This window comes from Paenibacillus sp. LX16 (assembly GCF_036252815.1).
Taxonomy (GTDB): domain Bacteria; phylum Bacillota; class Bacilli; order Paenibacillales; family Paenibacillaceae; genus Paenibacillus; species Paenibacillus polymyxa_B.
Map to the genome: position 1 here is coordinate 2,276,505 of NZ_CP141152.1, position 14,922 is coordinate 2,291,426.

Consider the following 14,922-nt stretch of genomic DNA (forward strand, 5'->3'; position numbering starts at 1 on the left):
GGATGAACATCCGTAGCCACATAAAGATTTTGAAGAAAAATGAGGTGTCATGATGAAAATTGGCGTTATTATGGGCGGTATTTCCTCTGAGCGTGAGATTTCTCTGCAGACAGGTCAAGAGATGATCAATCATTTGGATCGCAGCCGTTATGAAGTGGTTCCAATGGTGATCGAGCAGCGAGCGGATTTAATCGCGCAGGTCCAGCAGGCAGGCATTGATATCGCGCTGTTGGCACTGCATGGTCAGTATGGCGAGGACGGCACGGTGCAGGGAGCGCTGGAGACGCTGGGCATTCCCTACACAGGCAGCGGTGTCCTGGCAAGCAGCTTATGCATGAATAAGCAGTTGTCCAAGATGCTGTTGAAGGCAGCGGGTGTGCATACGCCTTCAGGCCTTTACTGGCAAGGGATGGACGATTATGATCTGCAGGTGGTGGAGCGTTTGGGCTACCCGGTTATTGTGAAGCCGAATACGGGGGGATCCAGCATCGGCATCCAGCTTGTACAGAATGAGAAGGAGCTGCTACCGGCTGTTCAGGAGGCTTGCAGCTTGGATCAAGAGATTTTGATTGAGCCCTATTATAAAGGGACCGAGATTACCTGCTCGATCGTGGACGGCGAGGTATTGCCGATTATTGGTATTAGCTCCGCTCGTTCGAAGTGGTTCGACTACAAAGCTAAATATGAGGTCGGTGGTGCTAAGGAGGAGGTGATCGAGCTTCCTCCCGTTATTGAGGAGCGTGTGCGCAAGGCGGCACTGGCCAGCTACCGACTGCTGCAATGTAAGGTCTATGCAAGGGTCGATATGATTTTGTGTCAGGATAGGCCTTACGTGCTGGAAGTGAACACATTACCGGGAATGACCGCCAACAGCCTGCTTCCGAAGAGTGCGGCAGCTGCGGGTATAACCTTTACACAACTGCTGGACCATATTATTGCCAGCTCGCTCCATGAGCGTAAACAGGAATGGGGGATGGCGTAATATGTTTAGTGAAAAGGGGACAGGGCGGTTTGTATCCTCGCGTGTACGGGATATTCGGCCATCGGGAATTCGCGCTTTTTTTGATCTGAATGCAGCAGGAGGAGATACAATCGCCCTTGGGGTCGGAGAGCCTGATTTCGTTACACCGGAAAAGGTACGTGAAGCTTGCATTCAAGCATTGCGTGAAGGACAGACGAAATATACTTCGAATGCCGGCTTGATGGAGCTGCGGGAGGAGATCTCTGCTTATTTTTCCGGCAGCTTTGCGCTTTCCTATGACCCTGAGCAGGAAATGATTGTGACGGTGGGGAGCAGTGAAGCCGTCGACCTGGCGCTGCGAGCAGTGATCGATCCGGGTGACGAGGTGCTGATTCCAGCACCAAGCTATATTGCCTATGAACCCATTACCCATCTGCATGGCGGTAAAATTGTAGAGGTGGCGGCTACGGCAGAGGAGCAATTCAAGCTGACCCCGCAAGCGCTGCAAGCGGCAATTACACCTCATTCAAAGGTTTTAATGATCAATTATCCCTGTAATCCGACTGGAACAGTTATGACGAAGCAGGATTGGCTACCGATTACAGAGCTCATTATCAAACATAATCTGGTCGTCATTTCGGATGAAGTGTATGCCGAACTGACTTACGGGAGAAAGCATGTCAGTATCGCCTCTTTGCCGGGCATGAAGGAGCGTACGATTGTCATCAGTGGTTTTTCCAAAGCATTTGCGATGACAGGCTGGCGGGTAGGCTATGCGTGCGGTCCGCATGAGCTGATTGCCAGCATGCTGAAAATCCATCAGTACACAGCCATGTGTGCGCCCACCATTGCACAGACTGCCGCGCTGGAATCATTGCGCCATGGCTTGGCTGCCAAGGATGAGATGATGGCGAGCTACAACGAACGTCGCAAGCTGTTTGTGGCCGGCTTGAATGCAATCGGGCTTGCTTGTCATGAGCCTGAAGGGGCTTTCTATGCCTTCCCTTCAATTACTTCTAGTGGCATGTCATCTGAGCAGTTTGCACTTCGTATGCTGAAGGAAGCGAAGGTGGCGGTCGTACCGGGACATGTATTCGGATCAGGCGGAGAGGGCTTTATTCGCTGCTCATATGCAGCCTCGCTCGTCGATTTGGAGAAGGCGCTGGAACGGATGGGAAGGTTTATGCAGGTAATGCAGCCGGTATGATGAACAGGGTTAATAACTCAACTTTTGCCGAACGTTTTCATAAAATATTTTACAAATACCTTTATGATTTTCGAAAACATAAAGGTATTTTTCTAGGGCGTGTATTCAAACTATAAATCATAGTTAAATGATGGTAAATTGAGATATGAAAAGACGATACGAAATATGCGACGATCAATGGGATCAAATTAAAAAACGATCTAGAGGCGGATTAACTACCTTTTGGTAGTTAATCCGCATGCCATTTTGCATTAATTGAACATGTGGAACCCGTCGGTGATCAGCGGCATTACCCGCACGGCCAGCTCGGAGGGGGGCTCTGTTCTTCCCTCCAGATTCCAGCGGTAGGTAACACCGTATAAAGACCAACTTAACAGGATTGCTGCGGTTGCGAGCGACTTCGAGTCCGCAGCGGCGTCTGCTCCAGAGATCAGCTGAAGGGTGAGTTTCTCAAGATGCAGCTTGATATTTTCTTCAAGCAAGAGGGCCACTGAATCGTATTTCTTGAAGCAGTGGTGGCTTGTTTCATGGTAATTACATAATGCCACAATAAGCTCCAGAAGCGTCTTCTTCGTCAAAGGTCCTTTCGTATCGACTTTACAGACTACCATATTCGTAAATGCGTCCAGCAAAAAGGCTTCGAACAGCGCATATTTATCCGGGAAATGTGCATAGAAGGTCGCCCGGTTAATCGTGGCTGCCTTGGTGATGTCACCGATAGTTATCGAGTTGAAGTCCATGATGTTCAACTGCTGAATGAAAGCATCCAGAATTAATTGACGTGTCCGAATGACGCGCGGGTCGTTTGGATTGGGAGGAAGTACACCAGCCATCCTTTGAACACTCCTTTCAGTAAAGATACTAATCTCTTATTATAAACATGTGTTGAATAGACAACAATTATTATCTCCCAATACGACAGTTTTTTTCACTTCTTGCTTAAGCAACAAATTAGTCGGATTGTTGGTTGAAGCGGGAACAGGAGCTTGATACTATTGCACTCATATCCACTTTGAAAATAATTATTGAAACTATAGGAGGCGTAATTCTTGACTAAAGAGCAGCAGCAAACTCATTCACTGGAGGCCTTATTTGAACCTCATACGGTTCATCAATTAACTATACCTAACCGGATTGTAATGTCGCCGATGGCGCGTGCTTTTGCACCGGAAGGAGTGCCGGGTGAGGATACTGCCGCCTATTACCGACGCCGCGCAGAGAACGGGGTAGGGCTCGTCATCACCGTAGGCATGATTGACCATCCGGCTGCAACAAGTGAGCCCGGACTTCCTAGTATCTTTGGCGAAGCCGCTTTGAACGGCTGGAGGGAAGTGGTCAGACAGGTCCATGAGGCTGGAGGGGTCATATTCCCGCAGTTATCGCATATGGGGATGATTCGCCCCGTGGGTTCCCAGCCTTACCCGGACGCTCCGTCGATTGGGCCTTCGGGACTGGATATGCAGGGGAACAAAGTAAGCGAGCCGATGACGGAAGAAGAAATTGCCAAGGTCATCCAATCCTTTGTCGATGCGGCAGTAAATTCACAGCAGGTTGGCTTCGACGGAATTGAGCTGTCGGGCGGTCACGGCTTACTGATCGACCAATTCTTCTGGGAGAAAACCAATCAACGGACGGACCGCTATGGCGGCGATTTCCTGAAGCGTACCCGGTTTGCAGCCGAGATTGTCCAGGCAGTCCGCGCTGCCGTCGGCCCGGATTATCCGATCTCCATGCGCCTGTCCCAGTGGAAAATGGCAGATTATACGGCGAAGCTGGTAGATACGCCGGAGCAGCTGGAGCAATTCCTGACTGTGCTGGTACAAGCGGGCGTAGACATTTTTCATATCTCGACGCGCCGATTCTGGGAACCGGAATTTGCAGGTTCGGAGCTTAGTCTTGCCGGATGGGTGAGGAAGCTCACCGGGAAGACAACGATTACTGTTGGCTCCGTAGGCATGGACAATGATCCCGCAGATGGAGAGAAGGCAGACAACCAAGGACTGAAGGAGCTGCTGAAGCGGCTGGATAACTGTGAGTTTGATCTGGTAGCTGTCGGACGCGCGCTCCTGGGTGATCCGGCATGGGCGAAGAAAATCCGGGAGGGACGGACAGAGGACATTCTAGCCTTTACTCCTGAGTCTGCAGCCAATCTGTATTGATTGCGTGCTTGTCATAAGAAGGTGACATAAGAAAACCAAACAAGCAGGTTAAGACATCCAGCCTTGATCCGCTTGTTTGATTTCATAAATTAGGGTGATGGTATATTTGTATAAAGACAATGTAAACAACCAAACGAAAACAGATGGACGATAAGATCAGAAAAAGAATACACTGACGAAGACGATTGCGGCCTGCTATCCCCAAACCGAAATCCAAAAGTGTATCAGGCTGTGCGGTTTGGAAGGGACGGCGACGGTTCAGTACAATTCCGTTAGGATGGGCTGATCTTACAGCAAAAAGATGATTTTCACTTCCATGGACACCATAAACGCCCGCCGTTAGATAATGTGAATGCCCTATTATCTTTTGCCTATACACTGCTGTCCAACGATATGAAATGGGCACTGGAAGCTGTGGGCTTGGATGCTTATGTAGGTTTTCTGCATAGAGGTTGTTCAGAGTGAGCCTCATTGGCATTGGATGTGATGGAAGAACTTCGAGAAGTATATGCCGGCCGTTTTATCCTTACATTGATTAATAAGAAAAATGATTAAATAAAAGATTTTACAAAAAAAGAAAACGGGGCTGCCATGATGAACGATGTTACAAGGAAAAATCGTAATGAAGGCATGGCACAATGAAACAGGATAGGATTATTTATCCCTATGTGAATGTATTTCGGATTTTACCCAATTCGACGTTTAAAGTACGAACTCGAAGAGTTGATAGACAAAACAGAAGACAGCTTGCGCTTCTACAACTTAGAAGATAACTACAAAAAGAAAGTGGATCATATAGGGGCCAAAGAAGCTTGCGATATGGAAAGTCCGCTGATTCTGTAAGGTGCGAATGTGAAGCTCACATAAAAATCCCGGGTCCTTCGCACCTCGAAAAATGTCGAAAAGCAATTGAATCGGTTGCCTTCAGAAAAGGGCAATGGTTGATCCAAGCCTTTTTGGCATCGTTTTTTGCGAGAATGTGTGGAATTGATATCATTAGGGTATGAATTACTGTATTTTCGCTGTCGCACTCCATGTGAGTGCGTGAATGATATGAAAAAAGAAGTCTTATTTCGTGGCCTGCCCAGCAGTGAATAAGTGCAAATTTCTTTTTAAAGGATTATTCGACAAATTCCCCCTTACTTTTATACAATAATGAACTAACATTTACTATGTTGAAGTATAAAATAAGGTGGGAGTTGCTTATGAGGATTTCCATTAGTAAGTTTCTAAAGCGTTATGTAACGATTCTATTGAACTACGCAATAGTTATAGGGGTATTTTACGCTTTGGGATATCAAATGAGTGCTATGGGAATCTATGCAATTCTGACAGGAATTGTGAGTGGAGAAATAATCAATTTGGCATTATCAAAGCGAGAGAAATGAACCTATGTATCCCTTGATTACATCAAAATCAGGGGATTTTTCATTTGATTAAAAGGTTCAACAGAGTTTCTACCTGGGAACTCTGTATCATTTACTAATAGTAAGAATATGGAGAAATGAAATAGTCATATCAACTCTGTTAAACCTTTTATTTCGGCAATCCAATTTTACTTTTGCTATTCGTTTTCACAATCTTCCCTTGTGTGTAAGTTATGCTGAATTTTCGTTATAAACATTAGCTGCATAATATATTGACAGATGGTTAATTATGGAGAAGAATAGAGGGTGATTTTTAAAATAATGGAATTTTTATGTGAAGGATGGTTATGACTTGAAGCATACACCTACGATTTCAGCGGAGTTTGAGGATTATCTAGAACAAAATGATATGACGTTGAGTCAATTTGCCGAATATTCAGGGGTTCATCAAAGAACGCTTAGTCATTGGATTACTCAGCATCGTCCTGTTTCTGTACAGCAGCTAGACCGAATTACTGTGGCTATGGATTTGCCGGAAGGCTATTTTTACGATCTATACATAGAAAATTACATCATTGACCTTTCCCCGAATTTTAGGCGAATTGAGCCATTATTGTATCGTTGTGCGGAGCTGGACAAGCTGGATGCAATCCGTCGAATGGTTGGACATATCATGGATAATCCGCTATATGCGACCAGGCTATTTGATGTTGCAGAAGCATTATTTGAACAGGGACGACATGCTGCTGCGCTGCCTCTCTATGAGAATGTCGCAGAAGTGGAGAAATATCAGCATTCTGAACGCTTGGCCATCTGCCAATATCGTATATTCTCGATTCAAGTTGGAGACGATCAGAGCGTAATCTCAAGGCAGCAACGCTATTTGAACCCTTCGTGGAACGTCTGGATGAAATAGACCAGCTTGATGCTTTAAAAGATTTGGCGAATGTGTATCGTTCTTTGCGCTTATGGGACAGGCTTGATGTGACCGCTCGAAAAATGAGAGATAAAGCGGAAATCCAATATACATTAGAGCATCAGCAGAAAAAACGAAAGCCTGCGGAACTAGAAAAGAGGCTGAGCCGTCCATTGTTTGTGTACATCACCTATTCTGATTTACTGTGTGCCAGTGTATATGAGGCCAAAGGCGATTATGAGCAGGCATTAGAATATACATACGCCTACGCTAATTTAGATTGGGTCAAAGAGACGGACGAGGAAACTCTGCATTGGATGAAACTATTTCAAGATTGGGCAGAAGGTAATATCTACACCTATAAACTATTATCTGGAGATATAAGTGTACTAAACAATTATGTTGAATATATTGCTGCATCGTCAGATGCTTCTGAAAAAGTAATGGTTACAAAACTATTAAATATTATGATGGCGGCTAACCGATATCAAGTTGATGTGGATGACATACTTCAACAGTTCGAAACGGAGATTGATTCGATCACCCAACAGCAATTATCTGCTGATATGTACACTCATCAAGTGGTTCCAGAACAATCAACACGTTTTAAATATGAACTGGCTAAATACTACTTAAATAAAGGTAATTACTCATATGGATTTAAATACTTACTAGACGTTTTATCTAAATCATTAGTCATTAACAAAGAAGCCTTTTTCATTAGCTGCATAAAATTATTTGAGCAGTTCAAACAATTTGCAGACTTTAGACTGTGTACAAAGTATGAGAGTTTAGTTAGAGAAGGGCGAAAAGAAAGATTATTTTATTATTAATAGTTATTAATCATTTCTCAGTGTTGATTCCAAGTTGAATAAAATAAAATATATATGGAAAACGAAGAAGGTAGAATGTTGCTGTGCAAGTAAAGCGGTCGCTTTTGCCACGAATTTTAACCCTCCTCTGACTTTTTTTAGGAAATACGGGGGCGGTGACGATGGGAAGCAACATCCGACTGCGTAGTGAAACAATAGTTGAATTTTAAGTTCAGCTTGTAGGAGTCTGTTGCATTTTTTTAAATAAACATAAAACGCCAAAAAAGTGCCTCTGGAATGCTCCAGAAGCACTTTTTTTTGTCGAGCAAATTTTCAAAAAATCCAAAAATTTACGTTTTGTATTAGGATATGACACAGAAGGGGGAATCATGCTGATGAATCCAGGTGTGACTTTACTTCGTGTCGAACGGGCCAGAAAAAGACTGTACCAAGTCCAGAAGAAATATGGATTTTTAACGCATCCCAAAGTGATTGAACAATCCATGAAACTGGATGAACTATTGAATCAATACCAAATATACAAAATGAAATCTTAACAAATGAGTTCATGACATGTTGCTAAAGGAAGAGTGTGAAATCCAATCTCCAATCTCCAAACCCCAATCAAAATTCTAAATCTATACTATGAAGAGGTGATAACGTTGTTGAACAAACGAAATCCTGTAACCCCTTTTGGCTGGAAAATCAAAGAAAAGCTAGTCGAGAGGCAAATGGATCAGAGAACATTTTGTGATACCTACCATATTCCTGCTAGCCGCTTGTCTAATCTCATTCATGGAACACGTAAGGCCAAAAAATATAGAGTACAAGTATCTCAATTGCTTGGGATCGAAGAATAACCCTCTTTCTCCTTTATGGATACAGGACATCCTAATGATATGTAAGCTACAGTGGCAAAGGACTCCAGGTTTCTTTAATATAGATTGTACATAGGAAGCTTAATACAAGGAGTGATGGAAATGTTCTCCAGAATGGCAGAGCAGAAGATTGCCGAGGCGATGGCCAAAGGTGAGTTTGATCATTTACCGGGAGCGGGCAAGCCACTGGTGATCGAGGATTTGTCACATGTTCCAGAGGAGCTGCGGATGTCGTACAAGCTGTTGAAGAATGCAGGCATTTTACCGGAAGAGCTTCAGCTGCAAAAGGAATGTGTCCAGCTACGTGATTTGCTTCACGCTTGTCATGAGGCAGGAGAGCAACAACGGATCAGTCGCAGGCTGACTGAAAAATCACTTCGTCTCCGTATGCTGCTGGAGGAAAGAGGGCTGAATACGTCGTCTGTATTTTATGAATATGAGTCCGCTATGCGTAAGCGATTGGAGGAATAGAAGCGAGAGGAGCAAAGGGCGGATGCCCCTGCCCGTACACTTTAATCTCCGTGCTTTACCTCATTACCGTTGCAGTGCAGATAATCTCGTGAGGCATTGTTTCGTCAGGATGACAGGTTCTTTGGGCAGTTTGTCCAAATGAAAGTCATCGATTAAATCCACAGCCTTCACAGGCTCAGGTGAATCCAGCAGCCCGGAAAAATAGGCGAGCCAGCCAATGACTGCTTCCGGTGTGACACCTTGTCGGCGCATAGCTCGGAGTGCTACGCCACCATGTCGTTTGGCCAGCCTTCGCCCATCAGGGCCTAGGACAAGGGGAACGTGTGCGAAACGTGGCGGCTGCAACCCCAAAGCTTGGTACAGCAATAGCTGACGGGGAGTCGAATCGAGAAGATCATACCCGCGTAGTACGTCGGTCATATGCATATCCGCATCATCGACAACGACAGCCAGCTGATAGGAAAACATGCCGTCGGCTCGTTTGACGATAAAATCGCCCCCCTCAGCCGCACCAAAGGCCACATGACCTGCTACCTGATCATGAAACGAAATAACGGCATCTGGATGTTGCGGCACTTTAAAGCGAAGTGAAGGGAGTTTATGTTGTGCTTTGGCTACGACATCTTGAGAGCTAAGGTTACGACATGCCCCCGAATACGCAGGCCCTTCACCAGACAGTCCATGTGGAGCATGGGCGGCGGCCAGAATGTCGGCCCGACTGCAAAAACAAGGATACAGTAAATCTTGCCTCTGTAGTTTCTCCAATGCAGACTGGTAGCGTTCCAGCCGTTGGCTTTGAGTGTAGGAACCGTAGGGACCGCCTACGTCGGGTCCTTCGTCCCAATTCAGCCCGATCCAGCGCAAGTCTCCCATAATCCCTTGCGCCAACTGGCTGCGAGCTCGCGTCATATCAATATCTTCCATGCGCAAAATATAGGTTCCGCCCAGGGAACGAACGTGCAGCCAGGATAATAAGGCAGTACGAGCGTTTCCTAAGTGTATCCATCCCGATGGTGTTGGGGCAAATCGCCCTCTGATGGGTTGGGCCTGTAATTCCATACGAAAGTGACCTCGATTCTATATTCCGTCCTTCAGCAATCCATATCAACCATATTATAAAACGAACTTACCGCGAGTGCATCCCGACAGGTACAGGAGCTAACACAGGAAACTTACATAGCCGCGATGGCCAGACGGGAAATTTAAATATCTGTATAATAGATTTAGAAGAATTATGCACTACAGATCAAAGAGAAGTCCCAGAGTGCAGCTTAACATTTTTTATTCAGTATTCAATAATTACAGGTAATGAAAAATTCACAATAATAAAGGAATTAAAACTTAGATTCTACGCATCAAGCGTATCATTGGAGAGATTTCATTGACAGATAAACAACTGCCTATTATACAAGTGATCCCCGAGCTTAAACATACACTGCAATCCCAGTCGGCGGCGGTACTGATTGCACAGCCGGGAGCGGGGAAAACGACGGTAACACCTCTGGAGCTACTGCATGAGCCGTGGCTGGCAGGGCAAAAGATGATTATGCTGGAGCCGAGGCGTTTGGCAGCGCGTGCAGCAGCAGCGCAAATGGCAAAAGCGCTCGGAGAGCCCACCGGGAAGACCGTGGGTTACCGGGTTCGTATGGATACAAAAGTAGGGCCATACACGCGGATTGAAGTGGTTACGGAGGGCGTACTGACCCGGATGTTGCAACATGATCAGGCGTTGGAGGGAGTCGGCCTGATTATTTTTGATGAGTTTCATGAACGCAGCCTGCCTGCAGATTTGGGATTGGCACTTGCTCTGCAAAGCCAGGCGCTGTTGCGACCGGATTTGAAGATATTGATCATGTCTGCCACCCTGGAGGCAGAGCCTGTATGCAGATTATTAGGGGATGCGCCATTGCTGGAATGTCCAGGCACTGTATTTCCGGTAGAAACCTTTCATACGTCCAAACCTTCGTCAACCTCATTAGAGTCCTTTACGGCTGAGACGGTAGAAAAGGCACTTCATGCTCATGATGGCGATCTGCTGGTGTTTTTACCAGGGGCTAGAGAAATTCACAGAACGGAACGAGAATTGGCTTCAAAGCATTTACCAGCACATGTCAAGGTCATTCCGCTGTATGGGAGCATGAAGCTGGAGCAGCAGGATGAAGCAATACGCCCGTCGGCTTCGGGCAGTCGAAAAGTGGTATTGGCCACTTCAATTGCGGAGTCTAGCTTGACCATAGCCGGGATTACGGTGGTGATCGACAGCGGACTGTCGCGGGAGTCTGTATTTTCCGCGCGGACCGGTATGAGCCGTTTGACCACCGTCAAGGTGTCCAAGGCCTCCGCCGATCAGCGGCGCGGACGGGCGGGCCGTCTCCAGCCGGGCGTATGCTACCGGCTGTGGAGCGCGCAGGAGCAAGCCGCGCTCCCCGATGCCAGTCGCCCGGAAATCGCGGCGGCGGATCTGGCCCCGCTCGCGCTGGAGCTGGCCGCCTGGGGCGTGCGCGAGCCCGCCGAGCTGGCCTGGCTGGATGCCCCGCCTGAGGCCGCGTACCGCCAGGCCACAGGTCTGCTGCGCCAGCTCGGCTGCCTAGATGAAGCAGCCGATGGCACTACAGGCGGCATCACCGCGCATGGGCGCGAGGTGTCCGCCTTGGGCACGCACCCGCGCCTCGGGCACATGCTGTTGCGCGCAGCAGCCCTCGGCCTGGCACCAACTGCCAGCCGTCTGGCTGCGCTACTGCAAGAGCGTGATCCGTTCCGCGCTCATGGCGGAACGGATTTGCGCCCGCGGCTGGATGCCCTGCGCGAGGCGACCCATGCCCGCAGCACGCACAGCCTGCTGCGGACGGCAGACGATACAGTGATTCGCCGTATCGTGCAAGAGAGCCGGCAGCTGCTAGCCTCGCTGCCGACAGTAGCCGCAGCGCAGGACAAGCCTAACGGCTCCGCGGCTTGCGGGCTGCTGTTGGCCTTTGCGTATCCGGATCGGATCGCGCAGGGCCGAGGGGACGGCCGCTTTTTGCTTAGCGGCGGCCGGGGCGCGCGACTCCGACAAGTGGAGTGGATGTCGCGTTCGTCCTATCTGGTCGCCGCTGAAGTGGACGACGAGGGAGCAGATGGCGCCATTCAGCTGGCTGCACCGGTTGAACTGCAAGAGCTGATCCAGCATTGCAGCGATTTGTTGCTGGAACAAGCCAACGTATACTGGGATAGCTCCGCCTCAGCAGTGAGAGCCCGCAAGGTACTGCGGCTGGGCTCACTCGTCTTAAAGGAAACGTCCTATGAGCGACCTCCAGCAGAGGAGGTTGCTGCCGCCTTGATGCAGGGTGTCCGTGAACGAGGGCTCAAGCTGCTGTCATGGAATCGGCAAACCCTCCAGCTGCAGGCTCGTTTGATTTTTATGCACTTCTCGGCGCCTGAGGACTGGCCGGACTGCACGGAATCGGCATTGCTGGATTCACTGGAATCGTGGCTGTTGCCTTTTGCTCTAGGAGCCAAAAATGTATCCGATCTGCAACGGCTGGACAGTGCTGCATTACTGCTTGGCAGGCTGGATTGGGAACAGCGGCAGCAGCTTGATCAGGAAGCGCCGACGCATATCCGCGTACCCAGCGGTTCCCGCATTCCTGTCGATTATTCGAATCCTGAGGTACCAGCGCTGGCCGTACGACTACAAGAATTGTTCGGTATGAGGGATACGCCTCGTATTGGACGCGGACGTGTGCCAATTGTATTGCATTTACTGTCACCTGCTCAGCGACCTGTCCAAGTGACATCCGACTTGTCCAGCTTCTGGAGCGAGGCTTATTTTGAAGTCAAAAAGGACCTGAAAGGCAGATATCCCAAGCATTATTGGCCGAATGATCCACTGGAAGCTGTGGCGACCAAAAGAGCAAAGCCAAAGCGTTAAATAGAAGCTGTTTTATGCTAATCGATTTTTTGAATTTTTGTAAAATCGTTTAAACGTCATAATAGCGGGGTAATGAAAAACGAACCACTCAACACTAAAATATTGGGAGGCAACTATCATGGCTAATAACTTAAACGATTATAACGAAAAGAAAATTGTCGGTGTTTTTGATACAGAACAGGAAGCGTCTCGTGCGATTGGACAATTGCAGAGCAAAGGAATTCCAAGCAGTGAGATTTCTGTGATCACACGTGACCGTGACGATCTAAGAGCGATTAATGAAGAGACAGGCACCAAGGCACCGGAGGGTGTAGCGACAGGTGCGGCTACAGGTGGAGTTGTAGGCGGTGTCGCTGGCTTGCTGGCAGGCATCGGGGCCTTGGCTATTCCGGGTATCGGACCTATCCTTGCCGCTGGACCTATCGCGGCTACTCTTACCGGAGCAGCTGTCGGAGCGGGAGCAGGTGGCTTGGTCGGTGGACTGGTCGGGCTGGGCATTCCAGAGGATGATGCACGTCAATACGAGACATACGTCGATCAGGGCAAGATTTTAGTGCTGGTGGATTCAGCTGACCATCACAGGGATGTTTATGATATTTTCCGCACCAACCGTTCGCTGAATGCGGATCGTTATAGAACATATGATGATACGGTGGCAGACACGCCGCGTACAGATGTGTACACAGATACTAAAAGGAACCTGTAAACACCTTACGGCTAGTTAAGAAAGTGATTTACAGTAGGCTTTCCTATCTCCTTTGCAAATAGGTTGTTTCTACAGCAGCAGCAGTCTCCCCGAGAGGGAGGACTGCTGCTTTTACATATGGCTACTCATTGATAAACCTGAGATAAATGATGCTTTGCATGCCATTGGCACGTTTAACCTTCTATATATTTTTACAGAATTGTCGCTATAATAGATTTGAGGATTTTGCAAAAATCTTGGATTTATAAATTGCTAGATGTAACAGGAGAGTGACATGAGTCAAAAAGAGAGAATATCTGAAGTCGCTTTGCTGAGAGGGCTGGCTTTTGCCGCCGTTGTTCTTCAGCATTCCGTCGCACATTATGCGGTTGCGCAGGGGGCGCGCATCCAGGACGGGGTTTTGATGACACTTTTACTGCTGTGTTCCAAATTTGCAGTTCCTGTGTTTGTATTTATCACTGGAATGGTGTTATTTTACAATTATGATGGATCCTTAAAGTACGGAACGTTTTTACGTAAAAGATTCATGGACATCATCGTTCCTTATATCATATGGTCTCTTTTATACGAATTGGGAAATCAACTTGCCCAAAGTGGTGGATATATTCACCCGCTGGATTTTTTCCAGAAGCTGTTGAACGGGAAAAGCAGCTATCATCTATGGTACATCGTTATGATTATTCAATGTTATGTGTTATTTCCCGTGTTTCGTTATGTCGTTCGCCGTTTGTCTGCGTTACTGCCGTCAAAATGGCGACCCGCTGCATTGGCTGGATTCGGCGTGCTATATATTTTACTCATGTTCGCCGTTGGACCCGTATACCAAGCGATGGATAAGCTCCAGCTTCCGGTCATTACCTCTTGGTTTACCCTGTATGCTGACCGGAATGTGATCTATTTTTTCTTTTATTTTGTGCTAGGAGCGGCAGCCGGGATGAACGTCAAGCGTTGGAATGCTTGGGTAACCAAAGCACAGATGATATACTGGCCGTTGTTTATCGTAATTACAGGCTACTTACTGTATGAGATGATCGGTCAGTTCCAGACGCCGCGAGGTACAGTTCTTTCCTTTAACTATTTGTCTCTGCTGCGTCCGGTCATGGCTGTATATTGCGTTGCGTCTATTTTTGTAGCTTATCGGGTAGCGACGTGGATTGCTCATAAGGGGGGACGTGCGGCGAGTATGCTGACGGCCATCGGAACGTTGTCCTATGGAGCGTATCTCATGCATGCTTTTATGCTGCGTGTGACCTATTATTTTGACGAGACGTTGTTTGCAGACTGGAGTCACGTTCTTCGTACGCTGGCTTCATTCGTTCTCTGTATGATCTTTTCCGTTGCTGGAACATGGCTGCTGGCACGTTTGCCTCTGGGCAAATGGATCGTGGGGCTTCGGGTTCGTCCTCGCCCGACTGGAGGTCCGCCAGCCTTACAAAAGCAAGCCTGATTTGATAACCCAATCACATATGTTCACAAGAGTATCCCAAAGCCAAGAAATAGGGCCAAGGGATACTTTTCTATCTACATTTGTTTAA

At 47.6% G+C, this 14,922-nt stretch carries 11 protein-coding genes and 2 pseudogenes; 11 read left to right on the plus strand and 2 right to left on the minus strand.

The annotated features are described in order from the left end of the window. Positions 1–52 precede the first annotated feature (52 nt). Positions 53–982, plus strand: a complete 930-nt coding sequence (locus tag T3H97_RS10505) for a D-alanine--D-alanine ligase (RefSeq protein ID WP_328802812.1) — start codon at positions 53–55, stop codon at positions 980–982. 1 nt (position 983) lies between these two features. Then, positions 984–2,168, plus strand: a complete 1,185-nt coding sequence (locus T3H97_RS10510) for an aminotransferase class I/II-fold pyridoxal phosphate-dependent enzyme (RefSeq protein ID WP_328802468.1) — start codon at positions 984–986, stop codon at positions 2,166–2,168. A gap of 251 nt (positions 2,169–2,419) precedes the next feature. Here T3H97_RS10510 and T3H97_RS10515 read toward each other — a convergent pair whose 3' ends face one another. Beyond that, complete coding sequence (locus T3H97_RS10515; protein WP_328802469.1) at positions 2,420–3,001, minus strand: TetR/AcrR family transcriptional regulator; 582 nt, start codon at positions 2,999–3,001, stop codon at positions 2,420–2,422. A gap of 216 nt (positions 3,002–3,217) precedes the next feature. On the opposite strand from T3H97_RS10515, the gene T3H97_RS10520 reads away from it, so the two are divergent. The 6 genes and pseudogenes from T3H97_RS10520 to T3H97_RS10550 all read left to right on the plus strand — a co-directional run bounded on the left by T3H97_RS10520 (position 3,218) and on the right by T3H97_RS10550 (position 8,771). Continuing rightward, entirely contained in the window at positions 3,218–4,327 is a 1,110-nt protein-coding gene (locus T3H97_RS10520; RefSeq protein WP_328802470.1) for an NADH:flavin oxidoreductase, read from the plus strand. Positions 4,328–4,532: 205 nt separating this feature from the next. Then, positions 4,533–5,001: pseudogene (cas1, locus tag T3H97_RS10525) on the plus strand (CRISPR-associated endonuclease Cas1); the annotation flags it as partial. Positions 5,002–6,046: 1,045 nt separating this feature from the next. Beyond that, positions 6,047–7,443: pseudogene (locus T3H97_RS10535) on the plus strand (helix-turn-helix domain-containing protein). Between the two features lie 368 nt (positions 7,444–7,811). Further along, complete coding sequence (locus T3H97_RS10540; protein WP_071558834.1) at positions 7,812–7,979, plus strand: aspartyl-phosphate phosphatase Spo0E family protein; 168 nt, start codon at positions 7,812–7,814, stop codon at positions 7,977–7,979. 108 nt (positions 7,980–8,087) lie between these two features. Continuing rightward, positions 8,088–8,282 carry a Rha family transcriptional regulator gene (locus T3H97_RS10545; protein ID WP_029517081.1) on the plus strand — a complete coding sequence of 65 codons (195 nt, stop codon included), beginning with the start codon at positions 8,088–8,090 and terminating at the stop codon, positions 8,280–8,282. 114 nt (positions 8,283–8,396) lie between these two features. Then, positions 8,397–8,771: a DnaJ family domain-containing protein gene (locus T3H97_RS10550; RefSeq protein ID WP_053325287.1), complete on the plus strand. Its 375-nt coding sequence runs from the start codon at positions 8,397–8,399 to the stop codon at positions 8,769–8,771. Between the two features lie 63 nt (positions 8,772–8,834). Here the strand turns inward: T3H97_RS10550 and gluQRS are convergent, their stop codons facing one another. Next, positions 8,835–9,830 (minus strand): tRNA glutamyl-Q(34) synthetase GluQRS, encoded by a 996-nt coding sequence (gene gluQRS, locus T3H97_RS10555; protein WP_328802471.1) that lies wholly within the window; start codon positions 9,828–9,830, stop codon positions 8,835–8,837. Positions 9,831–10,152: 322 nt separating this feature from the next. On the opposite strand from gluQRS, the gene hrpB reads away from it, so the two are divergent. The 3 genes from hrpB (at position 10,153) to T3H97_RS10570 (ending at position 14,834) form a co-directional block, all read left to right on the plus strand. Continuing rightward, positions 10,153–12,681, plus strand: coding sequence for an ATP-dependent helicase HrpB (hrpB, locus tag T3H97_RS10560; protein WP_328802472.1), 2,529 nt, complete (start codon positions 10,153–10,155; stop codon positions 12,679–12,681). A 118-nt stretch (positions 12,682–12,799) separates the two neighbouring features. Then, entirely contained in the window at positions 12,800–13,387 is a 588-nt protein-coding gene (locus T3H97_RS10565) for a general stress protein (RefSeq protein ID WP_328802473.1), read from the plus strand. Positions 13,388–13,661: 274 nt separating this feature from the next. After that, on the plus strand, positions 13,662–14,834 hold the full coding sequence (locus T3H97_RS10570) for an acyltransferase (protein ID WP_328802474.1): 1,173 nt from the start codon (positions 13,662–13,664) through the stop codon (positions 14,832–14,834). Positions 14,835–14,922: the final 88 nt, after the last annotated feature.